The 25,989-nt window shown below is 29.4% G+C and carries 15 protein-coding genes; 14 read left to right on the top strand and 1 reads right to left on the bottom strand.

Annotated elements, in window-relative coordinates:
- Positions 1-301 precede the first annotated feature (301 nt).
- The 7 genes from ACTG44_RS15490 to ACTG44_RS15460 all read left to right on the top strand — a co-directional run bounded on the left by ACTG44_RS15490 (position 302) and on the right by ACTG44_RS15460 (position 13,750).
- Positions 302-1,903 (top strand): cell wall-binding repeat-containing protein, encoded by a 1,602-nt coding sequence (locus tag ACTG44_RS15490; RefSeq protein ID WP_479920792.1) that lies wholly within the window; start codon positions 302-304, stop codon positions 1,901-1,903.
- Between the two features lie 217 nt (positions 1,904-2,120).
- Positions 2,121-3,710 carry a cell wall-binding repeat-containing protein gene (locus ACTG44_RS15485; RefSeq protein ID WP_479920791.1) on the top strand — a complete coding sequence of 530 codons (1,590 nt, stop codon included), beginning with the start codon at positions 2,121-2,123 and terminating at the stop codon, positions 3,708-3,710.
- 212 nt (positions 3,711-3,922) lie between these two features.
- Entirely contained in the window at positions 3,923-6,193 is a 2,271-nt protein-coding gene (gene slpA, locus ACTG44_RS15480; RefSeq protein WP_479920790.1) for an S-layer protein SlpA, read from the top strand.
- A gap of 235 nt (positions 6,194-6,428) precedes the next feature.
- Positions 6,429-8,774 (top strand): preprotein translocase subunit SecA, encoded by a 2,346-nt coding sequence (gene secA / locus ACTG44_RS15475; RefSeq protein WP_479920789.1) that lies wholly within the window; start codon positions 6,429-6,431, stop codon positions 8,772-8,774.
- A gap of 425 nt (positions 8,775-9,199) precedes the next feature.
- A complete protein-coding gene (locus tag ACTG44_RS15470; protein WP_479920788.1) occupies positions 9,200-11,071 on the top strand; it encodes a cell wall-binding repeat-containing protein in 1,872 nt (623 codons plus the stop codon).
- 103 nt (positions 11,072-11,174) lie between these two features.
- Positions 11,175-11,882 (top strand): PIG-L family deacetylase, encoded by a 708-nt coding sequence (locus tag ACTG44_RS15465; protein ID WP_479920787.1) that lies wholly within the window; start codon positions 11,175-11,177, stop codon positions 11,880-11,882.
- A gap of 32 nt (positions 11,883-11,914) precedes the next feature.
- Entirely contained in the window at positions 11,915-13,750 is a 1,836-nt protein-coding gene (locus ACTG44_RS15460) for a cell wall-binding repeat-containing protein (protein ID WP_479920786.1), read from the top strand.
- Between the two features lie 46 nt (positions 13,751-13,796).
- On the opposite strand, the gene ACTG44_RS15455 is transcribed toward ACTG44_RS15460, so the two are convergent.
- Entirely contained in the window at positions 13,797-14,192 is a 396-nt protein-coding gene (locus tag ACTG44_RS15455) for a GtrA family protein (RefSeq protein ID WP_479920785.1), read from the bottom strand.
- A gap of 232 nt (positions 14,193-14,424) precedes the next feature.
- Between ACTG44_RS15455 and ACTG44_RS15450 the strand changes: the two genes are divergently transcribed.
- The 7 genes from ACTG44_RS15450 (at position 14,425) to murJ (ending at position 25,981) form a co-directional block, all read left to right on the top strand.
- A complete protein-coding gene (locus ACTG44_RS15450) occupies positions 14,425-16,836 on the top strand; it encodes a cell wall-binding cysteine protease Cwp84 (RefSeq protein ID WP_479920784.1) in 2,412 nt (803 codons plus the stop codon).
- A 306-nt stretch (positions 16,837-17,142) separates the two neighbouring features.
- On the top strand, positions 17,143-18,720 hold the full coding sequence (locus ACTG44_RS15445; protein WP_479920783.1) for a cell wall-binding repeat-containing protein: 1,578 nt from the start codon (positions 17,143-17,145) through the stop codon (positions 18,718-18,720).
- Between the two features lie 109 nt (positions 18,721-18,829).
- On the top strand, positions 18,830-19,981 hold the full coding sequence (locus ACTG44_RS15440; protein ID WP_234781137.1) for a DUF5009 domain-containing protein: 1,152 nt from the start codon (positions 18,830-18,832) through the stop codon (positions 19,979-19,981).
- 248 nt (positions 19,982-20,229) lie between these two features.
- The gene (locus ACTG44_RS15435; protein ID WP_479920782.1) at positions 20,230-22,254 is read left to right on the top strand and encodes an N-acetylmuramoyl-L-alanine amidase; all 2,025 of its coding nucleotides are present in this window, start codon (positions 20,230-20,232) and stop codon (positions 22,252-22,254) included.
- Between the two features lie 219 nt (positions 22,255-22,473).
- Complete coding sequence (locus tag ACTG44_RS15430) at positions 22,474-23,160, top strand: sugar transferase (RefSeq protein WP_021385677.1); 687 nt, start codon at positions 22,474-22,476, stop codon at positions 23,158-23,160.
- Positions 23,161-23,255: 95 nt separating this feature from the next.
- The gene (locus tag ACTG44_RS15425) at positions 23,256-24,311 is read left to right on the top strand and encodes a cell wall-binding repeat-containing protein (RefSeq protein WP_021385686.1); all 1,056 of its coding nucleotides are present in this window, start codon (positions 23,256-23,258) and stop codon (positions 24,309-24,311) included.
- 113 nt (positions 24,312-24,424) lie between these two features.
- Positions 24,425-25,981 (top strand): murein biosynthesis integral membrane protein MurJ, encoded by a 1,557-nt coding sequence (gene murJ, locus ACTG44_RS15420; RefSeq protein ID WP_021385722.1) that lies wholly within the window; start codon positions 24,425-24,427, stop codon positions 25,979-25,981.
- Positions 25,982-25,989 lie beyond the last annotated feature (8 nt).

The following is a 25,989-nucleotide window of genomic DNA, read 5'->3' as shown; positions in this document are numbered from 1 at the left end:
ATTTTTATTTATATTATCTTAATAATGTTATGTTAATGTTATGTTGGAATATGTGTGATAATTTAAGTAAAATTAAATTTAACTTATAAAATGATGCGTATTATTTTTATTTACGAAACATATCTTATAAATATTTAAAATGTAACTATAGATGGTTTTTGAATTTTTAATTAAATAAAATATTAATATATAGACGGAATATATTTACATAAGATATACTTTATAATATACAAAAAATAACAAAATAATAAAAAAAAGTAAAAACAATATAAATATAAAACATAAAAATCATCAGGGGGATATGAAAATGAATAAAAAAATATTATCATTAGGTCTAGCAGTATCATTAATCTTGGTAAACTTCAAAAGTGTAAATGCATCATCAGTAGTAGAAAAAATATATGGCAAAGATAGATATGAAACAGCAGCAAAGATAGCTGATAAACAAACTTATGAAACAGTTATTTTAGTAAATACAGAAAAATCGCTTGCAGATGGATTAAGTGCAAGTGGGTTGTCAGGTGCCACAAAAGCACCAATATTATTTACACAAAAAAATAAGATACCAGCAGAGACAAATAGATGTCTAAAAAATATCAAAAAAGCATACATAATAGGTACAGAAGATACTATAAGTAAATCAGTAGAAAAAGAACTAGATTCTAAACATATAGAAGTAAAGAGAATTGGTGGAGAAGATAGGCTAAAAACAAGTTATCTAATAGCTAAAGAAATAGCAACTATAAAAAAAGTGGATAAAGTGCTATTAACTAATGCATATAGTGGAGAAGCAGATGCAATGAGTGTATCATCAATAGCTACTAGAGATGGAGATCCAATTATACTTACAGATGGAAAGAGTGTGCCTTTTGATGTCAGAAATGTTCAATCATATTGTATAGGGTCAGAGGAGATAATGAGTAGTTCTTTAGCAAAAAATACAAATTCAGTTAGAATAGAAGGAACTGACAGATTTGAAACTAATAAAGAGGTAATAGACTACTTTTATAAAAATGCAAATGGATTCTATATATCAGATGGCTATCAGTTAGTAGATGCTATAGCAGCTGCACCATTGACTAAGGAATATCCAGTAGTATTAGTAAATGATGGTAGTAATAAATCTGTGTTAGAAGGAGCAAATCATATAACTTCTGTAGGAGAGTTGAGTGACAAGGTAATAGAACAATGTATAAGCGCTTCAAAGTCAAATGGACAATCTCCAACAATTACAATTGGAACAACAGAAATATATAAAGGTGAAAAGTTTGACAGTAGTAAGTTGAATATAGTTGCTAAAGATAATACTGGAAAGGTATTGCCAATAAAAATTGATGGGTTTATAGATACAAATAGAGTAGGTATATATATATTAACATTAAAAGCTACAGATGAATGGGGTAAAAGTACAGAAAAAAGAGTTCAAATAGAAGTCTTGGATGATAAATCTCATGATTACAATAGCCCAGAATTCAAAAAAATGGTATCTACTGAGATGTATAACTTAATCAATTCTTATAGAAAAGAAAAAGGTAAAGAACCTTTGGTAGTGTCTGGTAAGCTAGAAGGTATGGCAAATGCATGGTCTAAGTATATGATGGATAAAAAAGTTTTTGCACATTATATAGATGGTAAAAATGCTCCACAAGTATTTTCTGAATTTGGAATGAGAAGTGAAGAGAATATAGCATATATTTATATCAACTCTAAGGATGTTCAGACAACTCAAGATGCTAAGAATGTAGCAAAGACTATCTTTGAAGTGTGGAAAAAGTCTCCTGAGTACAATGCAAATATGCTTAGTAATGAGTTTTACAGTACTGGGTTTGGAATTTATATATTGTCTGATGGTCAAGTACATGCTACTCAAGAATTTTTAAATGGCAATGAAGGTAGCTTGTAAAAATTTCCATAAATCTTGTTTTTTTATTAATTTACTGATATCATAAAATGAAAATCACATCTAATGTACTTTTTATAATCTGCTTTGTTATTATCTTACAGATTATGGTATCTTAGATGTTTTTTATTTTAGTAATTTATAAATTTTGAGGGAATCACTACTGAGGATGTAATTTATGATTAGCTGAATTATATAAAAAATTAGTAGGAGGGGTTCGATGAAAGCAAATAGGAAAATATTATCAATAGGATTGGCAGTATCATTAATAATGGCAGGAACACTAAACATTAATGCACTTTCAAGTATAGAAAAGATACAAGGGAAAGATAGATATGAAACAGCTGCAAAAATTGCGCAGAAGCAAACATATGAAAATGTAGTATTAGTAAACACAGACAATACTCTAGCAGATGGACTTAGTGCAAGTGGGTTAGGAGGGGCAGTTAAAGCACCTATATTATTATCACAAAAAAATAGTATGCCATCAGATACAGAAAATATGTTAAAAGGTGTAAAAAAGGCTTATATAATAGGTACTGAAGATTCAATTGGAAAATCAGTTGAAAATAAATTAAAGCAAAAGGGAATAGAGGTAAAAAGAATTGGTGGAAATGATAGAATTGAAACTAGTTATCTTATAGCAAAAGAGATAGCTTCAATAAAGTCTATAGATAAGGTTTTTATAACTAATGCTTATACAGGTGAGGCAGATGCTATGAGTGCATCGTCTGTAGCATCAAGAGATGGAGTTCCTATTATCTTAACAAATGGAAAAGATGTACCATTTGATACAAAAGAAGGTGTAAGATGTTATGTTCTTGGCTCTGAAGAGATAATAAGTAATGATTTGGTTAAAAAAACTAATGCTATTAGGTTAGCAGGAGAGGACAGATTTGAAACTAATAAAAAAGTTATAAAACATTTTTATAGTTCAGCAAAAGAATTTTATCTTTCTAAAGGATTCCAATTAGTGGATGCAGTTGCTGGTTCTTCTATAGCTAAAAATGCCCCAATAGTATTGGTTGATGGAAGTAGTGATAAGTCTGTACTTAGAAGTGCTGATAAAATTACAGCACTAGGAGGAATAGATGAAAAGACACTAGAACAATGTTTAAGTGCATCAGCATTGGATGCAAGTGCACCAACAATAACAGTTGGTAATTTAAATGTATATCAAGGAGATAAGTTTGATATAAGTAAATTGAATATAGTTGCAAAAGATAGTAACGATAACGATTTAACGCCAGAGATTATAGGGAATATTAATACTGATAAAGTTGGTAAATATAAAGTGACTATAAAAGCCACTGATATTGGAGGAAAGACTACATCAGTAAATGTAGAAGTAAATGTACTTGAATACAAGACTAATGATATGAATAGTACTGAATTTAAAAGAATGGTTTCTAGTGAAATGTATAGTTTGGTAAATTCTTATAGAAAAGAAAAAGGAAAAGAAGTACTACAAGTTTCTAAAAATTTAGAAGGACTTTCTAATTCTTGGTCTAAGTATATGGCAGATAAAGGTCAGTTTTCACATGTAATAGATGGTAAAAAATCTATTGAAGTATTTACTGGATATGGAAGAAGGAGTGAGGAAAATATAGCTTTTGTACCTCTTGTTACTAAGAGTACTTATACAACAAAGGATGCTAGAGAGGTAGCAAATGTAATATTTACAGTTTGGAAGAAGTCAGATAAATATAATGAAAATATGCTAAATAATGATTTTGTATATACTGGGTTTGGATTATATATATTGTCTAATGGAGAAGTGTATGCTACTCAAGAATTTCTAAATAAGTAAAATTAAATTTTTAAAGTTATTAAATATTGCAATTTAGGGGTATAAAAACTCATATCTTTGGAGAAAATAATAATTTCAAAAAAATGCCTTGCAAAAAGAATTAAAATGGATTATTATAGAGATGTGAGAAATATTAGGAATATATGGATGATTATTCTATGTACATAATAAAGAGATGTAATTTTAATATAATGTTGGGAGGAATTTAAGAAATGAATAAGAAAAATATAGCAATAGCTATGTCAGGATTAACAGTATTAGCTTCTGCAGCTCCTGTATTTGCAGATAATACAAAAGTTGAAACTGGTGATCAAGGATATACAGTGGTACAAAGTAAGTATAAGAAAGCTGTTGAACAACTACAAAAAGGATTATTAGATGGAAGTATAACAGAAATTAAAGTTTTCTTTGAGGGAACTTTAGCATCTACTATAAAAGTAAGTTCTGAGCTTACTGCAGCAGATGCAAGTAAATTATTGTTTACACAAGTAGATAATAAATTAGATAATTTAGGTGATGGAGATTATGTTGATTTCTTAATAACTTCTCCAGGTCAAGGTGATAAAGTAACTACAAGTAAACTTGTTGCATTGAAAAATTTAACAGGTGCTTCAGCAGATGCTATAATTTCTGCAACAGATTCAGCTGATGGTGTTGTTGAAAATACAGGAGCTGCTAGTGGTGGTAGTGAAACAAATAGTGCAGGAACAAAACTTGCAATGTCAGGTATTATTGATGCAGCATACACAGATTCATCTGAAACTGCAGTTAAGCTTACTATAAAAGCAGCTATGGATACTACTAAATTTGGTAAAAAAGATGAGACAACTTATTCAACTGGACTTACATTTGAAGATGGGGCTTCAGAAAAAATTGTTAAATTAGGAGATAATGATATTATAGACATAACTGCCGCTCTTAAACTTACTGTTGTTCCTGGAGATAAAGCAACTATTGAATTTGCTAAAAAAGCACCAAGTAGTAGTGTTCAACCAGTAGTAACTAAACTTAGAGTAGTAAATGCTAAAGAAGAGTCTATAGATATTGATGCTAGTTCTAGTAAAACAGCACAAGATTTGGCTAAAAAATATGTATTTAATAAAACTGATTTAAGTACTCTTTATAAGGTGTTAAATGGAGACGAAGCAGATACTAATGGATTAGTAGAAGAAGTTAGTGGAAAATATCAAGTAGTTCTTTATCCAGAAGGAAAAAGAGTTACAACTAAGAGTGCTGCAAAGGCTTCAATAGCTGATGAAAACACACCAGTAAAATTAACTCTTAAGTCAGATAAGAAGAAAGATTTGAAAGATTATATAGATGATTTAAGAACATATAATAATGGATATTCAAATGCTATAGAAGTAGCAGGAGAAGACAGAATAGAAACTGCTATTGCATTAAGTCAAAAATACTATAATTCTGATGATGAAAATGCTATATTCAGAGATTCAGTTAATAATGTAGTATTAGTTGGAGGAAATGCAATAGTTGATGGACTTGTAGCTTCTCCATTAGCTTCTGAAAAGCAAGCTCCTTTATTATTAACTTCAAAAGATAAGTTAGATTCAAGTGTAAAAGCTGAAATAAAGAGAGTTATGAATATAAAGAGCACAACAGGTATAAATACTTCAAAGAAAGTTTATTTAGCTGGTGGAGTTAATTCTATATCTAAAGAAGTTGAAAATGAATTAAAAGATATGGGACTTAAAGTTACAAGATTAGCAGGAGATGATAGATATGAAACTTCTCTAAAAATAGCTGATGAAGTAGGTCTTGACAATGATAAAGCATTCGTAGTTGGGGGAACAGGATTAGCAGATGCTATGAGTATCGCTCCAGTTGCATCTCAATTAAGAAATGCTAATGGTAAGATAGATTTAGCTGATGGTGAGGCTACACCAATAGTAGTTGTAGATGGAAAAGCTAAGACTATAAATGATGATGTGAAAGATTTCTTAGATGATTCACAAGTTGATATAATAGGTGGAGAAAATAGTGTATCTAAAGATGTTGAAAATGCAATAGATGATGCTACAGGTAAATCTCCAGATAGATATAGTGGAGATGATAGACAAGCAACTAATGCAAAAGTTATAAAAGAATCTTCTTATTATCAAGATAACTTAAATAATGACAACAAAGTAGTTAATTTCTTTGTAGCTAAAGATGGTTCTACTAAAGAAGATCAATTGGTTGATGCTTTAGCAGCAGCTCCAGTTGCAGCAAACTTTGGTGTAACTCTTAATTCTGATGGTAAACCAGTAGACAAAAATGGTACTGAATTAACTGGTGCTGACAATGATAAAAACAAATTGGTATCTCCAGCACCTATAGTGTTAGCTACTGATTCTTTATCTTCAGATCAAAGCGTATCTATAAGTAAAGTTCTTGATAAAGATAATGGAGAAAACTTAGTTCAAGTTGGTAAAGGTATAGCTACTTCAGTTATAAACAAATTAAAAGATTTATTAAGTATGTAATATAAATTTAATAATAAAAAAAGGCTTCTTATATGAGAAGCCTTTTTTATTATATTTTTAAGTATAAAAAAAGAGACTAAATTTAGTCTCTTTTTTATGTGAGAAATACTTAAATATCTAAAGATGTAATTTATTTAAGTATGATTATTATACTATACAATAAAATAATTGTCTACTATTCTATAATTTTAAGGTATAATAATAATTGTATGATAAAAGAGGAGGTAAAGAAAATATGTCAGTTTTAGATGCAATTTTGGATAAGGCAGATGAACAAGAAATTAAAAAATTAAATTTAATAGTAGATAAAATAGAATCTTTAGAAAAATACATGGAGATTAAAGATAATGAGCAATTAAAAGAAATGACAAATGATTTTAGAGTTAGATTGGAAAAAGGTGAAAGTTTAGATGATATACTTCCAGAAGCATTTGCTGTAGCTAGAGAAGTTTCAAAAAGAGTTTTAGGGATGCGTCAATATAGAGTTCAATTAATTGGTGGTATAGTAATTCATCAAGGTAAGATAGCTGAGATGAAGACTGGAGAGGGAAAAACTTTAGTTGAGGTAGCACCAGTATATTTAAATGCCATAACAGGAAAAGGCGTTCATGTGATTACAGTAAATGACTACTTGGCAGAACGAGATAAAGAACTTATGCGTCCAGTATATGAATTTTTAGGCTTGACTGTAGGCGTAATTGTATCTAATCAAGACCCAAGTATAAGAAAAGATCAATACAAATGTGATATAACCTATGGTACAAATAGCGAATTTGGGTTTGATTACTTAAGAGATAATATGGTTCCAGATTTATCGCATAAGGTACAAAGAGAGTTGAATTTTGCTATAGTGGATGAAGTAGACTCAATATTAATAGATGAGGCTAGAACTCCACTTATCATTGCAGGAGATGGAGATGAAGATTTAAATCTTTATGAACTAGCAAATAGCTTTATAAAAACTATTAAAGAAGAAGATTTTGAGATGGATAGGAAAGATAAAACCATAGCATTGACAGCAAGTGGTATAAATAAGGCAGAGTCATTTTTTGGTATAACAAACCTTACTGATATAAAGAATATAGAATTATATCATCATACAAATCAAGCTTTAAGAGGCCATAAGCTTATGGAAAAAGATGTTGACTATGTTGTTTCAAATGGAGAAGTAATGATAGTTGATGAATTTACTGGAAGAGTGATGGATGGAAGAAGATATACAGATGGACTTCACCAAGCTATAGAGGCTAAAGAAGGTGTTGAAATAAAAAATGAATCTAAAACCATGGCTACAGTTACTTATCAAAATTTCTTTAGATTATATGAAAAGCTTTCTGGAATGACTGGTACTGCAAAGACAGAAGAGGGTGAATTTGAGTCAATTTATAAGCTAAATGTTGTTCAAATTCCAACTAACAAACCAGTTATTAGAGCTGACTTACATGATAAAGTATTTAAAACAGAAGAAGAAAAATATAATGCTGTTGTAGAAGAAATAATAAGGATACATAAGACTAGACAGCCAATCCTTGTTGGTACAGTTTCTGTTGAAAAGTCTGAAAAGTTATCTAAAATGCTTAAAAAACAAGGTATAAAGCATCAAGTCTTAAATGCAAAACAACATGATAAAGAGGCAGAAATAATCTCTAAAGCTGGTAAATTGGATGCTATAACAATTGCCACAAATATGGCAGGTAGAGGAACTGATATTTCTTTAGGAGCAGGAGATAAAGAAGAAGAACAAGAAGTTAAAAAATTAGGAGGCCTTTATGTTATAGGAACAGAAAGACATGAATCAAGAAGAATTGATAACCAGCTTAGAGGACGTTCTGGTCGTCAAGGAGATCCAGGTACATCAAGATTTTTTGTAAGTCTTGAAGATGATGTAATAAAACTTTATGGTGGAAAGACTATAGAGAAACTAATGAAGAGAACAAGTTCAAAAGAAAATACAGCTATTGAAAGTAAGGCACTTACAAAAGCTATAGAAAGAGCACAAAAAGGTGTAGAAGGCAAAAACTTTGAAATAAGAAAAAATGTTCTTAAATATGATGATACCATAAACGAACAGAGAAAAGTTATATACAATGAAAGAAATAAAGTTTTAAATGATGAGGATATTCAAGAAGATATTCAAAAAATGGTTAAGGATATTATACAAGAAGCAGGAGAAACTTATTTAGTTGGAAGAAAAAGAGATTATTATGGATATTTTAAACATTTATATAGTACATTTATGCCAGCAGATACATTATTAATCCCTGGAGTAGATAAAAAAAGTGTTCAAGAAATAGTTGATAGTACTTATGAAATTTCGAAAAGAGTTTATGACTTGAAAAAGATGATGGTTGGTATTGATGAGGTTATAGAGTTGGAAAAGACAGTACTTTTAAAAGTTGTTGACCAATACTGGATAGATCATATAGATGCTATGGAACAATTAAGACAATATATAGGTTTTAAATCTTATGCTCAGAAAGACCCATTCAAAGAATATGCGTTAGAAGGATATGATATGTTTGAAGCTTTAAATAAAAATATAAGGGAAACAACAGTACAATACCTATATAAATTTAATTAAAAATGATAACTTAGATTACCTTCATTAAAAATAGGTAATAATAAGTATTTTGATTTATATATGATAAGATTATAATTAAATTAATAAATTCATATAAATGAAAAAGAAGCTGAAAATCAGCTTCTTTTTCTGTGTGAGAAATACGGAAAAAAGAGATGCTTGAAATTTCTTTCTTCCATTTAATATTATACTATAAAGAAGATGAAAAGTCTATTAGTTATAAACTGGATTATTAAAAAAAATTACAATTTTGTTACTTTTTTGTATACATAAATGTTTAAAAAATAAAGTATAAAAAAGAATTTCATACTAAATGGTTAATTATTACAATATAGCCTATTTATTGAAATAATATCAAATATATATTATAATTGGTAAATAAGGAAAAAATGATGAAAAATTGAATTTTTTAGGGGGAAAATACTATGAATAGAAAAAATATTTCTATAGCTATGGCAGCTACAATGATAAGTACATCAGTAGCTCCAGTTTTTGCTGCAGAAACTACACAGGTAAAAAAAGAAACAATAACTAAAAAAGAAGCTACAGAATTAGTTTCAAAAGTTAGAGACTTAATGTCTCAAAAGTATACTGGTGGTTCTCAAGTTGGACAACTAATATACGAAATAAAAGTTGGTGAAACTTCATCAAATTTAAAAATAATAACTAATATAGATGAATTAGAAAAATTAGTAAATGCTTTGGGAGAAAATAAAGAACTTCTAGTAACTATAACAGATAAAGGGCATACAACAAACAGTGCTAATGAAGTAGTTGCTGAAGCAATTGAAAAATATGAAAACTCAGCAGACCTTTCAGCTGAAGCTAATGCTATAACAGAAAAAGCTAAAAGCGAAACTAATGGAATTTATGGAGTTGCAGATGTAAAGGCTTCATATGACAGTGCTAAAGACAAGCTAGTTATAACTTTAAGGGATAAAAAAGAAACAATAACTTCTAAAACTATAGAGATAAGTATTGGTGATGAAAAAATTGATTTAGTAGAAAATCCAGTTGATTCAACAGGAACAAATTTAGACCCATCTGTAGAAGGATTTAAAGTAAATAAAATAAATAAGTTAGGTTTAGCAGGAACTAAAGACATAGACGATGTTAAATTAGCTGAAATAACTATAAAAAATAGTGACCTAAATACAGTTTCACCACAAGATTTATATGATGGATATAGATTAACTGTTAAAGGTAATATGGTAGTAAATGGCACATCAAAATCAATTAGTGATATTTCAGCAAAAGATTCAGAAACAGGAAAATATAAATTTACTATTAAGTATACTGATGCATCTGGAAAAGCTATAGAGCTTACTGTAGAAAGTGCTAATGAGAAGGATTTAAAAGATGCTAAATCTGCATTAGAAGGAAATTCAAAAGTTAAATTGATAGCTGGAGATGATAGATATGCAACTGCTGTAGCTATAGCAAAACAAACAAAATATACTGACAATGTAGTTATAGTTAATTCAAATAAACTAGTTGATGGATTAGCAGCTACACCACTAGCTCAATCTAAAAAAGCACCTATATTATTAGCATCTGATAATGAAATACCAAAAGTAACTTTAGACTATATAAAAGATATAATTAAGAAAAGTCCATCAGCTAAAATATATATAGTTGGAGGAGAATCAGCAGTATCAAATACAGCTAAAAAGCAATTAGAATCAGTAACTAAAAATGTTGAAAGACTAGCTGGAGATGATAGACATACAACTTCTTTAGCAGTAGCAAAAGCTATGGGTTCTTTTAAAGATGCATTTGTAGTAGGTGCGAAAGGTGAAGCTGATGCTATGAGTATAGCTGCTAAAGCTGCTGAACTTAAGGCTCCTATAATAGTAAATGGCTGGAATGATCTCTCAGCAGAAGCTATCAAATTGATGGATGGAAAAGAGATTGGTATAGTTGGTGGTTCTAACAATGTATCTAGCCAAATTGAAAATCAACTTATTGATATTGATAAAGATAGAAAGGTTCAAAGAGTTGAAGGAGAAACAAGACACGATACTAATGCCAAAGTCATAGAAACATATTATGATAAATTAGATAAACTATATATAGCAAAAGATGGATATGGAAATAATGGTATGCTAGTAGATGCATTAGCAGCAGGTCCTTTAGCAGCAGGAAAAGGACCAATACTTCTAGCTAAAAATGACATAACAGATTCACAAAAAAGTGCTCTTGATAAAAAACTAAATCTTGGTGCAGAAGTAACTCAAATAGGTAACGGGGTTGAATTGACAGTAATACAAAAGATAGCTAAAATACTAGGTTGGTAATAATCTATACTGTGGAGAAGATTCCTTAATATATAGGAATCTTTTTCTACAGTTTACTGTTTATTGTAGATTATAACATTTTATGAAATAGGAGGATATAATAGTGGTAGATGCAACTTTGTTTTTTACACCACATCAAGATGATGAAACTTTAAGTATGGGTAGTGCCATAATTGAGCATGTTGAGAAAAGTGATACACATGTAATATTGTGTACAGATGGTAGTAAATCAATAATAAGAAAAGTTTTAGATGATGGAGGAACATGTTCTTATCATATTAAAGATGTGCATAAGTATTCTCTATCAGAAAGTGAATTTTCAAAAAATAGAGATGAAGAGTTTAAGGATAGTTGTGAAACAATGGGTGTAAAAGAAAGCAATATACATATAGAAGATAATAGAGCACATGATGGAGAGCTAAATAAAGAAAAAGCAAGAGAAATAATTCTTAAGTATCTAAAAGAATATCCAGATGCGAAAGTAAAAACAGTGACTCCATTTAAAGCTAGTGGAATACATGAAGACCATAGAGCATTAGGTGAAGCAGCTTTAGAATTATATGAAGAAGGTAAAATAAAAGACTTAAGATTTTATGTAGAGCCATATGACTACAACGATTTTAAAAAAGTTAATCCAAATGTAGAAGTATGGGAGGTATTACCTAGCCAAGAAGAGAAGTTATTAAGTGCAATGAATTCATATAAGAAATGGAATCCGGAAAGTGGGCATTATGCTATCGGGTACCATTCAGTAAAATCTCACTTTGATGAACTAGCTACAAGTAAAATACAGTATGTACATGCTCCATAAAATATTATTAAAGAATTAGGAGGTAAGAATTAATGAAAATATCAAAAAAGATAGTGTCATTATTAACTATAACATTTTTATCTATTACATTATATGGAAATACGTCTAATGCGTCAACCAAAGATACACTAACAGGTTCTGGTAGATGGGAAACTGCTATAAAAATAAGTCAATCTGGATGGACAAAGTCTGATAATGCTGTATTAGTAAATGATAATTCAATAGCAGATGCTTTATCAGCTACTCCATTTGCAAAAGCAAAAAATGCACCAATACTATTAACTCAAAGTAATAAACTGGATGGTAGAACAAAAGCAGAATTAAAAAGACTTGGTGTAAAAAATGTATATTTGATAGGTGGTTCAATTGCGATAGGTTCAAATGTTGAAAAGCAATTAGATGCAGAGCGTATAAACTTTGAAAGAATATCTGGAAGTAGTAGATATGAAACTTCCTTAAAATTAGCTGAAAAATTGGATAAGGAAAATTCTATATCTAAAATAGTTGTGGTAAATGGAGAAAAGGGACTTGCTGATGCTGTAAGTGTTGGAGCTATAGCAGCTCAAGAAAATATGCCAATAATACTTTCTGATTCAAATAATGGGACTGAAGTAGCTGATAATTTTATAGATAGTAAAGATATAGAAAAATCATATGTAATAGGTGGGACATATTCTATTTCTAATTCTGTAGAAAAAAGTTTACCAAATGCTACAAGAATAGCAGGAGAGAGCAGAAGTGAGACAAATGCAAAGATTATAGAAGAATTCTATAAAAATACTGATATAAAAAATATTTATGTTACAAAAGATGGTACAAAGAATAAGAATGATTTAATAGATTCTTTGGCAGTAGGAGTATTAGCTTCAAAAAATGATTCTCCAATACTTCTAGCAGGTAATAAATTAGATACTAATCAAAAAGATATATTAAATACTAAGATTATAGATAAAGTTACTCAAATTGGAGGTTTAGGGAATGAAAATGTTGTAGAAGACATACTAGATATCCAAGAAGAGACTAAGTATACTGTTGAAACTATTGATGAACTTAATGTTGCTATAAAGAAATCAGATGCAAATGATATTATAAGATTTAAGCCAGAAAAAGATAAAAATATAACTAACTCATTTAAAGTAGAAACAAATAAAGCTATAACTATTGAATTTGAGGGTATATACAAACAATCAATAACTATAGATATGCCAAATGGAGATATAAAAAATTTAGGGGATATAGATAATGATTTAGTAATAAATAATATAAAAAGTGATACTTTAGTTAATGAAGGAAGTATACAAGGTATAGATATTTATGATGAGAATGGATGTAAAATAGAAAATGAAAATTCTGGAGAAATATGGCTTATAACAATACTTAAAAATTCAAAAGATGTATATATTATGAATCGTGGAGAAATAACTAAAATATCTAATAATTCTTCTAGTGTAACAATAAAAAATTCAGGTAATATTGATACTATAAGTGGAAGTGAAGAACCATCAATAAGTGGTAAAAAACCTACAACTAATGATACTGATAAAGATGAAGATAAAAAGGCTCGTGGCTTATATCCTAAAGTAGAGTCTTGTATACCAGCTTTAAAAGATTATGTAAGAATAACTATATCAACAAAACCTGAAAGTTCAAAGTATGAAATTTATTATAGAGTAGTTGATGAAAAGCCATCTGCCAAATATGTTGGAGAAAAAATTAGTATTAAAGGTTGGAATATAGTACCAACATCAAATCAACCATTTACTGAAAAGGCTAAAGATGGATCCTATATAGAAGCAATAGAAATAGATACGTCAAAAAATGAAGTTTCACGATGGGGAAAATCTAGCATTACAGATGATGGAATTTAAAAACTGAATTTATTCATTAAGCAGATTACTATCAAGTAATCTGCTTTTATTTTCTAAAAATTATAGCCTTACTAAATAAATAATTTAAAACTATAACAACTATATTAGTAAAAATCTTCACTATAACATCATTTACAAAAAGTAAATCAATCATTATATACATAATAATCATTTCTATAATACCAGAAATCAACCTAAAACTAACAAAAGACAAAAATTCCTTAAATAAAAATTTTAACTCAACTCTTCTGCTTTCAAACACAAAAAACTTATTAGTAACATAAGCAAATAAAACAGCAAATATCCATGCCAAAACATTTGCAACCATAAAATTAAATAAAATAACTCTAGTAAAAAATAAATAAGAAACTATATTCACAAGGGTAGTAAATGCTCCAAAAAATAAATATAATATTGTCTCTTTATGTTTTTTTAAAATCAAATATAACCCTCCCAAACTAATCAAATATAACTATTCTTGAAGATTCTAACATACTTTAGTATAACATATCCATTAATTAATAAAATCAATACATTATAAAATATCATAAAAAACAAAATTATAGAACTATACAATTAATATGCACTTATAATCCATATTTTATCAAAATAAAATATGACCTCGATTTAGAAATCTGATATAATAAAAATTAAATACATACAAGGGGGTAAATATGAGAAAGTACAAATCAAAAAAATTGTCAAAGCTACTGGCATTGTTGACAGTTTGTTTTTTAATAGTGTCAACAGTACCTGTATCAGCAGAAAACAATAAAATATTAGATGGAGTAGAAACTGCAGAATACTCTGAAAGCTATCTTCAATATCTAGAAGATGTCAAAAATGGAGACACAGCAAAATATAATGGAGTAATACCAGTTCCACATGAAATGGAAGGTACAATACTTCAAAATAAGGGAAGAAGTACTCTCCCATCATCATACAAAGCGAGTGCATCATACAATCCAATAAACTTAGGATTGACTACACCAGCAAAAAATCAAGGAAATCTTAATACATGCTGGGCATTTTCTAGTATGTCAACTTTAGAATCATACTTAAAGTTAAAAGGTTATGGAAATTATGACCTTTCAGAAGAGCACTTTAGATGGTGGTCAACTGGTGGAACATATGGATGGAATTTAGACGATATGTCAGGTAGCTCAAATGTAACAGCTATAGGATATTTGACTGCATGGGCAGGGCCTAAATTAGAAAAGGACATACCATATAATCTTAAATCTGAAGAACAAGGTGCAACTAGACCTTCAAATATGGATACTGCACCAACACAATTTAATGTAACAGATGTTATTCGTCTTGGTAAAGATAAAGAAACTGTAAAAAATGCTATAATGCAATACGGTTCTGTTACATCAGGATATGCACATTATACAAATTACTTTAATGATGATGAAACAGCATATAATTGTACAAATAAGAGAGCACCTTTAAATCATGCTGTAGCTATAGTAGGATGGGACGACAATTATTCAAAGGACAACTTTGCTTCTGATGTTAAGCCAGAATCAAATGGAGCATGGTTAGTAAAAAGTAGTTGGGGAGAATTCAACTCTATGAAAGGATTCTTCTGGATTTCTTATGAAGACAAAACTCTTTTAACAGATACAGATAACTATGCAATGAAATCAGTATCAAAACCAGACAGCGACAAAAAAATGTACCAACTTGAATATGCTGGTCTTAGTAAGATAATGTCAAATAAAATAACTGCAGCAAATGTATTTGATTTCAGCAGAGATTCTGAAAAACTTGACTCAGTTATGTTTGAAACAGACTCTGTAGGAGCAAAATATGAAGTATATTATGCACCAGTAGTAAATGGAGTTCCTCAAAACAACTCAATGACAAAACTTGCAAATGGAACAGTATCATACTCTGGATACATAAATGTGCCTACTAACTCTTATAACCTTCCAAAAGGGAAAGGAGCAATAGTAGTAGTTATAGACAACACAGCAAATCCTAATAGAGAAAAATCAACTTTAGCATATGAAACTAACATAGATGCATACTATCTATATGAAGCTAAAGCAAACTTAGGTGAAAGTTACATACTTCAAAATAATAAATTTGAAGATATAAATACATATAGTGAATTTTCTCCTTGTAACTTTGTTATAAAAGCTATAACAAAAACATCTTCTGGACAAGCTACTTCAGGAGAATCTTTAACTGGAGCAGACAGATATGAAACAGCAGTTAAAGTTAGTCAAAAAGGATGGACTTCTTCACAAAATGCAGTATTAGTAAATGGAAATGCAATAGTGGATGCTTTAACAGCTACACCATTTACAGCAGCAATTGATTCTCCAATCCTTTTAACAGGAAAAGATAACTTAGACTCAAAAACTAAATCAGAATTACAAAGATTAGGAACTAAAAAAGTTTACTTAATAGGTGGAGAGAATTCTTTAAGTAAGAATGTACAAACCCAACTTAGCAATATGGGTATATCAGTAGAAAGAATTTCAGGTAGTGATAGATACAAGACTAGTATATCTCTAGCTCAAAAACTAAACAGTATAAAATCTGTTTCACAAGTTGCAGTGGCAAATGGTGTCAATGGACTTGCAGATGCAATAAGTGTTGGTGCAGCAGCAGCTGATAACAATATGCCAATAATACTTACTAATGAAAAGAGTGAGTTACAAGGTGCTGATGAGTTTTTAAATTCATCAAAAATAACTAAGTCTTATATAATTGGTGGTACAGCTACTTTATCATCAAACTTAGAAAGCAAGCTTTCAAATCCAACAAGACTTGCAGGAAGTAATAGAAATGAAACTAATGCTAAGATAATAGATAAATTCTATACTAATTCAGACTTAAAATATGCTTTTGTTGTTAAAGATGGTTCAAAAAGTCAAGGTGACTTAATAGATGGACTAGCAGTAGGAGCATTAGGTGCTAAAACTGATTCACCAGTAGTTCTAGTTGGGAATAAATTAGATGAAAGTCAAAAAAATGTTCTTAAATCTAAGAAAATAGAAACTCCTATTAGAGTTGGTGGAAATGGAAATGAAAGTGCTTTTAATGAATTAAATAGTCTTTTAGGAAAATAACAAATATAAAGATAGTAAAGCTATACATTTTATTATTAGAAAATATTTAATATAAGTTTATAGATATAAAGTAACAAAATGGAGTGTCTCAAAATGAACTTTTTAGTTCATGAGGCACTCTTTTTGTATGAAATAAAATATATTTTTAGCATTTCAACAATGAAAAAGAGGTTTATCTCTGTTTTGAGATAGCTTTTTTTTTATTGAGTGAGGAAAAATGTAATAAATTTAAACTGTAAAATAGTGTAAAGATATTTTATAATATAAATATAGTAAGATTTTAAACAAAATAAGGGGGTAATGATAATGAAAGCACCAAAAACTATTTTAACAACATTAACAATGGCGCTTACTTTAAGTAGCATTTCTATAACTTCATCATATGCACTTACACAGGAAAAAATAATAGGTAATGGAAGATATGAAACTGCTGTAAAGATAAGTCAAAAGGCTTATAGCTCTAGTACTAATGTAGTACTAGTTAATGATAAGTCGTTAGCAGATGCTCTTTCAGCTACACCATTTGCAAAAGTTAAAGGAGCACCAATACTTTTAACAGAAAATAATAAATTGGATGATAGAACTAAAGCAGAGATAAAACGTCTAGGAGCTAAAGATATTTATTTGATAGGTGGTACTATTGTTTTAAGTAAAGATATAGAAAATCAATTGAAAAGTGAAGGATTTAATGTAGAAAGAATTAGTGGTAATGATAGATATGAAACTTCATTGATTTTAGCTAATAAATTGAAAGACATAAAAGATGTTAAGGAAGTAGCTGTTGTAAATGGAGAAAAAGGTCTAAGTGATGCTGTTAGTGTTGGAGCACCATCTGCTCAAAACAACATGCCTATAATATTATCTAGTCCCAAAGATGGAGTAGAACCATTTGAAAAATTTATAAAAGAGGAGAAAGTTATAAGGGCATATGTAATAGGAGGTACAAATTCTGTATCAAGAGCAGTAGAAAAGAGTCTTCCTAATGCAGAAAGATTGAGTGGAAAAGATAGAAATGAAACTAATGCTAAAGTTGTAGAAAAATTTTATACTGATACAAGTTTAAATAATCTATATGTTACCAAGGATGGAAGTAAAAATGAAAACCAGCTTATAGATTCATTAGCAGTTGGAGTATTAGCAGCTAGAAATGAGTCACCAGTCGTTTTAGTTGGTGATAAACTAAATACAAAGCAGAGAGATGTACTTAGTACGAAAAAATTAAGTACTGTAACACAAGTTGGTGGAAATGGAAATGAAGAAGCTTTTGATGAGATTAAGAGTATACAAGATAAGACTGTTTTTGAGGCAAAAACTGTTGAAGAATTAACTGATATGATAAATATTGCAAGTCCTAACGATATTATAAACTTTAATCCAAAAGAGGATACTGTAAATGAAGCTTTTAGAATGGTGACAAATAAGCCAATAACTATTAACATAAAAGGCGATTGCTCAAAAACTGTTACAGTAGATATGCCTAATGGTGAAGTAAATAACTATGCTACTTTAGTAAATGTTATAGTTAGAAATATTGGAGAAGGTGGATTTAATAATCATGATACAATAACTATATTGTCAGTTCGTGACAAAAATGGTAGAGTTATAGAAAATACTAGAAATTCAGATATAGAAACAATGATGATATTGGCATCTGCTAATGATACAAAATTAATTAATGATGGCTATATAGGAAAGCTTATAGATAACTCATCTAATAGTGACATCACTAATCATGGAACTATAGATAAAAAAGTAAATCAGGTTGAGGATTTAGAGGCTAAGGTTGATTCAATAGAAAAAACTATAGATTCTATAAGCCAGAAAATTAATAAGATACAAGATATATTAGATAAACTTGGATTTCTAAAGAAGTTTCTTAATTAAAAAGATGTGTATTTAAGAAAGCTATATTTTAGACTTATATCTGAAGATATATAGTTAGATAGATTCATAGCTAAATCTAAATATACAGTTAAATCTTGGGGGAGGTAATATGGAAAGTGGATTTGAAGGTAAATTAGATACAAAAATTATGAAAAACAGAGTTAAATCAATAGATATAATAAGAGGGCTATCGATAGCCCTCATGATAGTTTGTAATAATCCTGGAACTTGGATGAGAATGTATCCTCAACTAAGACATGCTATATGGCATGGTGTAACACTTGCAGATTTTGCATTTCCTTTCTTTGTTATATCTTTAGGTGTTACAATTCCAATATCAATAAATAGTAAACTAAAAAACAATAAGTCTACATTAAGCATAGTACTCAGTATATTTAAGAGAAGTATTTTACTTATATTATTTGGATTTTTCTTAAATTACCTAGGAAATCATGACTTAAATACTGTAAGAATACTTGGAGTACTTCAACGTATGGGACTAGTTTATTTTGTAACTAGTTTAGTATACTTACTACTAAAAAAATTAAATGCAGGAAGCACTATGACTATAATTATATTTATATGTATATCTGCATTTATAATAATAGGTTATTATGTAGTGGCAAAACCATATGGATTTGAGTTAGAAGGTTCTCTTGCACAATTAGTGGATTTCCGTTTTTTTAAAGGTCATTTATATAAACCAGAGTTTGAGCCAGATGGATTCCTAACTAGTATAGTAGCAATTTCTTCAGGAATGTTGGGTTGTACTATGGGATGTGTACTTTTAAAAGAAAACATAGGAGAATACAAAAAATTCTTTAAAATATTAGTTATGAGTATTCTTTTACTAATATGTGCTTTTATATTTAATCAATATTTTCCATTTAATAAAAGATTATGGTCTAGCTCATTTGTACTTTTAATGGCTGGAAGTTATGGTATATTACTGGCAATATTTTACTTCATATGTGACATCAAAAATAAAAGTAAAATATTCACACCAATAATAGCACTTGGGAGTAGCCCTATTTTTACATATATGTGCCTTGAGATATTAAGCCATGTTTTTTGGAATCTTCCAAAACTTACAGATAAAGTCGATTATCCAACTACTTTGGTAGAGTGGGTTACATATGAACTTATAACACCTTGGGCAGGTACAACTTGGGATTCACTTGTATTTTCTTTATTGTATGTCTTATTCTGGGTTATAGTAATGTCTATTATGTATAAGAAAAAAATATTTATTAAAATTTAGTGTGATATTTTTTTAGATAAGTATTCCTTTGTTTTGTTTAAATATACAGAAAGTATCGGATATAACCCAAATTTCCTCTAGATAAAATTTAAAAATCATGCCATAAAAGATTACAAAAAGATTACAATTTGTAATTTTTTGTGCTATAATGAAAAAAGATTTACATAATATTGAATTTATGTAATATAAAACAAGTTCAAGACGAATTAAAAAAGATTTAAAGGTCTAAAAAATCTAGGGGGGATATAATGAAAAAGAGTACAAAATTATTGGCAACAGGAATGTTGTCTGTAGCGATGGTGGCACCAAACGTGGCTTTAGCGGCGGAAAATACTACTGCAAATACAGAATCTAATTCAGATATTAATATAAATTTACAAAGAAAAAGTGTAGTGTTAGGAAGTAAATCGAATGCAAGTGTGAAATTTAAAGAAAAATTAAATGCTGATTCAATAACATTAAACTTTATGTGTTATGATATGCCACTTGAAGCTACTTTAAATTACAATGAAAAGACAGATACATATGAAGGTGTAATAAACTATAATAAAGACCCAGAATACTTAAATGTATGGGAACTTCAAAGCATAAAAGTAAATGGTAAAGATGAACAAAAAGTCTTAAACAAAGAAGACTTAGAATCTATGGGATTAAATCTTAAAGATTATGATGTTACACAAGAATTTATAATAAGTGATGCAAATTCAACAAAAGCAGTAAATGAATATATGAGAAAAACTTCTGCACCAGTAAAAAAACTTGCAGGAGCTACTAGATTTGAAACTGCTGTTGAGATAAGTAAACAAGGTTGGAAAGATGGAGCTAAGAAGGTTGTAATAGTTAATGGAGAACTGGCAGCAGACGGAATAACAGCTACTCCACTTGCTTCTACTTATGATGCACCAATATTACTTGCAAATAAAGATGATATACCAGAAAGCACAAAGGCAGAATTAAAACGTCTAAATCCAAGTGATGTAATAATCATCGGTGATGATGGTTCAGTTTCACAAAAGGCAGTATCTCAAATTAAATCTGCTGTAGACGTGAATGTAACTCGTATTGGTGGTGTTGATAGACACGAAACATCTTTACTTATAGCAAAAGAAATAGACAAGTACCATGATGTTAATAAAATATACATAGCAAATGGCTATGCTGGTGAATACGATGCTCTTAACATTTCACCAAAAGCAGGTGAAGACCAACAACCTATAATATTATCTAATAAAGATTCTGTACCACAAGGTACATATGATTGGTTATCTTCACAAGGTTTAGAAGAAGCTTATTACATAGGTGGTAGCCAAAGTTTATCATCAAAACTTATAGACCAAATATCTAAAATAGCAAAAAATGGAGCTTCAAAAAATAGAGTTTCTGGTGCAGATAGACATGAAACAAATGCAAATGTAATTAAGACATTCTATCCAGACCAAGAGTTGAGTGCAATGTTAGTTGCAAAATCTGACATAATAGTTGACTCAATAACAGCAGGACCTTTGGCAGCTAAATTAAAAGCTCCAATACTTATAACTCCAAAAACTTATGTTTCTGCATATCATACTACAAACTTATCAGAAAAAACAGCAGGAACAGTATATCAAATTGGTGATGGAATGAAGGATAGTGTTATAAGCTCTATAGCATCTAGCTTATCAAAGCATAATGCACCTACAGAACCAGAAAATCCAGGAGATGCTGCAGGAAAAACTGTAGTGATAGACCCAGGTCATGGGGGTTCTGATTCAGGAGCAACAAGTGGATTAAATGGTGGCTCACAAGAAAAGAAATATACTCTTAATACAGCATTAGCAACTACTGAATATTTACGTTCAAAAGGTGTAAATGTTGTTATGACTAGAGATACAGATAAAACAATGGCTTTAGGAGAAAGAACAGCATTATCAAATACTATAAAACCAGATTTATTTACAAGTATACATTACAATGCATCTAATGGAGCTGGTAATGGTGTAGAAATCTATTATAAAGTAAAAGATAAAAATGGCGGAAAAACTAAGACTGCTGCATCAAATATATTAAAAAGAATATTAGAAAAATTTGACATGAAAAATAGAGGAATCAAGACAAAAACACTTGCAAATGGAAATGATTACCTATATGTTTTAAGAACTAATAATTATCCAGCAATACTTGTTGAATGTGCATTTATAGACAATAAGAGCGATATGGATAAGTTAAATACAGCTGAAAAAGTAAAAACAATGGGAACTCAAATTGGTATAGGAATAGAAGAATCTGTAAAATAAAACAAAAAATATTAAAGCAAAATATATCATCTCCTGTTATAATGTAAAATATAGCAAGGGATGATATATTTTTGTAAAGAATCAAATTGTTTACAATGACGTTTATTGTATTGATAATCTGCTCATTATTGAGTATAATATAGAAATAAGTCAAAAATAAGATAGAAATAAGTTGAAATTAAGAATTAAAAAAATTTTTATTCCAATATGGAGGTAACTATGTCTGGATATACTAATGATGAATGTGAAATACCTAAAGTTAAAAGCTATCCAGGGGCAGATAAAGAAATTGCAAGCGAGATTGACTATAGCATAGTAAAAGGAACAGTTTTATTCGACTTGTACCAAAGAATTATGGATTTAGTTTTATCTATAATAGGACTTGTGATAGGTTTACCTTTAATAGCAATATTTGGAATTCTTATTAAAATAGAGGACAAAGGACCAATAACTTATAAGCAAGAAAGACTAGGAAAATGCGGGAGAAGATTCTATATATATAAATTAAGATCTATGAGAACAGACGCAGAAAAATTTGGCGCACAATGGGCTGAAAAAGATGATCCTAGAATAACTAAGGTTGGAAAGTTTATTAGGAAAACTAGAATTGATGAGATTCCACAGCTGTTTAATATATTAAAGGGGGACATGGGTTTAATAGGCCCTAGACCAGAGAGACCAAACTTTACTGTTCAATTTAATGAGGAAATACCTGGATTTATCAACAGGCTTGCTATAAAACCTGGACTTACAGGTTGGGCACAAGTAAATGGTGGATACGAAATCACTCCTGAAGAAAAACTTAAAGAAGATATTTACTATATAAAAAATAGGAGTATATTACTTGACTTTAAGATACTCTTTAAAACTGTTAAAGTAGTATTGACAGGAGATGGAGCTAGATAATTTTAAAATATTAGATTACTAATCAATGAAAAAGCTCTTTAAAAAGAGCTTTTTTATTGTCAAAAAATACAAAAAAAGAAAAGGAATGAGAACTTATGATTAAAAAAATTTCTACTATATTATCGTTAGTTTTATTAATCTCTATTTCTAGTACGATAGGAGTATTTGCAGATGCAAATCCTAAAGAAGAGTTGATAGAAGGCAGTATACCAGAGATTTCTACAGAGTTAAATAAAAGAGTATTTAAGAGTTCTAAGGAAGTAATTCTTGTAAATGAAGATTCAATTGTAGATAGTATAAGTGCAACACCTTTAGCCTATGTAAAAAATGCCCCAATAGTTGTAACTAAGAATAAAAATCTTGGGAGAGTAACAAGGAATTATCTAAAAGAACTGGGTACAGAGAAAGTTACAATAATAGGTGGTTTAAAAGCAGTATCTAAAGATGCTGAGCGTACTATAGAAAGAATGGGAATGAAAGTTGAAAGAATAAGAGGAAAAGACAGATATGATACATCCTTAAAGATAGCTAGAGAAATGTATAGAACAGTAGGATTTGATAAAGCATTTTTACTTAGCTCAACTGTAGGATTAGAGAATGCCATATCTGTATATTCTTATGCCGCTAAAAATGGAATGCCAATAATATGGGCTAAAGATGAAGGTTTTGAAGAACAAATTGATTTTCTAAAAGGTAAAGACCTTGAAACAATATATGCGTTAGGTGATTCAAAAGAGTTTATTGCAGAAGTTGATTCTAGCTTAAAAAATATAGAAGGTATAAAGCAAATAAATAAATCAAGTACGAATATCGATTTAATAAAGAAGTTTTATAATGAAAAGGATATAAAGAAAATATATACTGCTAGTTTAGACTTTGGTAGTAGGTCTGATGTAAATGAATATATTTCTTTGGGAGTAGTATCAGCTAAAGAAAATATGCCAATACTGATTTGTAGTGATAATTTAAGTAGTACACAAGATAAATTCTTAAAAAGTAACAATATAAATGAGGTAGTTGAAGTTGGATATGCAGTAGGGGATTATAATCTATTAAAGAGTATATTTAATCTAACATCCTTATCTTGTATAATATTAATACTATTATTGTTATTGATTACATTTAGGGCACTTAGATATGATTCAATATAGTCTTTAATTTATAAGGAAGCTTTTCATAGGTTAGATTTATTTAATCAGAATAATGTTTATAAGCAGTTTTAAAAGTTCTACTTTTAGAGTTTAAATAGATAAGGAGAAAGAAAATGTCAAAAACAGCTAAAGCAGCATTGTGGATTATGGCAGCCACTATGTTTTCAAAAGTATTAGGTTTCCTTAGAGAACTTGTACTTGCAAATTTCTATGGGACAGGTATGTATGCAGACGTATTTGTATTAACATTAAATATACCTGGTTTAATCATAGCAGTCATAGGCTCTGCAATTGCTACAACTTATATACCTATGTACTTTGAGACAAAGAAAAGACTCGGAGATGAAGGTGCCTTAAAATTTACTAATAATGTTTTGAATATATGCTATATAATGGCTATAATAATAGCTATTCTTGGGCTTTTATTTACAGAGCAATTTGTTACAGTATTTGCAGCTGGATTTAGAAATGACCCTGCTAAGTTCCAAGCAGCAATATTATTTACTAAAATAATGATTTCAGGAGTTTTGTTCCTGAGTGGAAGTAAAATATTTAGTTCATTTTTACAGGTGAATGATAGTTTTGTAATTCCTGGACTTATAGGAATTCCATATAACATTATAATAATAGCAGCAATAGCATTAAGTGCAGGAAAAAATGTATGGATACTACCAGCAGGAGCACTACTTGCTATGGCGAGTCAACTATTATTTCAGTTGCCATTTGCATTTAAAAAGTCCTATAAGTATAAGCCTTATATAAATTTAAAGGATGAGTCTATAAAAGAATTAGTTAACCTAGTATTGCCTATGTTAATAGGAGTAGCTGTTGGACAGTTAAATATATTTGTTGACAGATTATTGGCAACGACTTTGGGGGATGGAAAGTTGTCTGCTCTTAACTATGCAAATAGACTAAATGAGTTTGTTATGGCGTTATTTGTTACATCTATAATAACTGTTATATATCCTAAGCTAGCAAAAATGTCAGGTAAAGATAATAAAGAAGGATTTATAAGTACTATTGTAAAATCATCAAACTGTATTATATTGGTGGTGCTTCCTATATCTATAGGAGCTATTATATTAGCAGAACCTTTAGTTAGAATCTTATTCCAAAGGGGTAAATTCGACGCATTATCAACAGACCTTACATCTATAGCACTTAGATTGTATTCGCTAGGCTTATTAGCTTGTGGAGTAAGAGATGTTTTATATAGAGCATTTTACTCTCTTGCAGATACAAAGACACCAATGATAAATGGAAGTATAGCTTTGATAATAAACATAGTTCTTAATTTAATACTGATAAGACCACTGGGTCATGCAGGTATTGCTATATCAACTAGTACATCTAATATAATTACAGTTATATTACTATTTATATCTCTTAAAAAGAAAAATGGATATTTTGGAGGAGATAAAATTATAAAGACTGGTATAAAGAGTTTGGTAGCATCGGGCGTAATGGCAGTAGTTACTTTATTGATATATAATAATCTATATGCATTTATGGGTGCAGGAACAATCAAAGAAATTATATCAGTTGGAGTTGGAGTATTAGGTGGAGCTTCTGTATATACGATATTGATAGTTTTATTTAAGGTAGAAGAGATGGATTTAGCTTTTGAATTTTTAAGAAAAGGAAAACAAAAACTACTTAAGAGATAGATATTTAC

Source organism: Clostridioides sp. LIBA-2809 (assembly GCF_056688965.1).
Note: the sequence above shows the minus strand (reverse complement) of the source record. Positions and strands in the feature narration are given on the sequence as shown.

What these genes read in the sequence shown, in the direction of transcription:
- ACTG44_RS15430 (WP_021385677.1), top strand. Translation starts at nt 22,474, where the DNA reads ATGTCTGGATATACTAATGATGAATGTGAAATACCTAAAGTTAAAAGC.
- ACTG44_RS15470 (WP_479920788.1), top strand. Translation starts at nt 9,200, where the DNA reads ATGAATAGAAAAAATATTTCTATAGCTATGGCAGCTACAATGATAAGT.
- ACTG44_RS15460 (WP_479920786.1), top strand. Translation starts at nt 11,915, where the DNA reads ATGAAAATATCAAAAAAGATAGTGTCATTATTAACTATAACATTTTTA.
- ACTG44_RS15435 (WP_479920782.1), top strand. Translation starts at nt 20,230, where the DNA reads ATGAAAAAGAGTACAAAATTATTGGCAACAGGAATGTTGTCTGTAGCG.
- ACTG44_RS15490 (WP_479920792.1), top strand. Translation starts at nt 302, where the DNA reads ATGAAAATGAATAAAAAAATATTATCATTAGGTCTAGCAGTATCATTA.
- slpA (WP_479920790.1), top strand. Translation starts at nt 3,923, where the DNA reads ATGAATAAGAAAAATATAGCAATAGCTATGTCAGGATTAACAGTATTA.
- secA (WP_479920789.1), top strand. Translation starts at nt 6,429, where the DNA reads ATGTCAGTTTTAGATGCAATTTTGGATAAGGCAGATGAACAAGAAATT.
- ACTG44_RS15425 (WP_021385686.1), top strand. Translation starts at nt 23,256, where the DNA reads ATGATTAAAAAAATTTCTACTATATTATCGTTAGTTTTATTAATCTCT.
- ACTG44_RS15450 (WP_479920784.1), top strand. Translation starts at nt 14,425, where the DNA reads ATGAGAAAGTACAAATCAAAAAAATTGTCAAAGCTACTGGCATTGTTG.
- ACTG44_RS15440 (WP_234781137.1), top strand. Translation starts at nt 18,830, where the DNA reads ATGGAAAGTGGATTTGAAGGTAAATTAGATACAAAAATTATGAAAAAC.
- ACTG44_RS15485 (WP_479920791.1), top strand. Translation starts at nt 2,121, where the DNA reads ATGAAAGCAAATAGGAAAATATTATCAATAGGATTGGCAGTATCATTA.
- murJ (WP_021385722.1), top strand. Translation starts at nt 24,425, where the DNA reads ATGTCAAAAACAGCTAAAGCAGCATTGTGGATTATGGCAGCCACTATG.
- ACTG44_RS15445 (WP_479920783.1), top strand. Translation starts at nt 17,143, where the DNA reads ATGAAAGCACCAAAAACTATTTTAACAACATTAACAATGGCGCTTACT.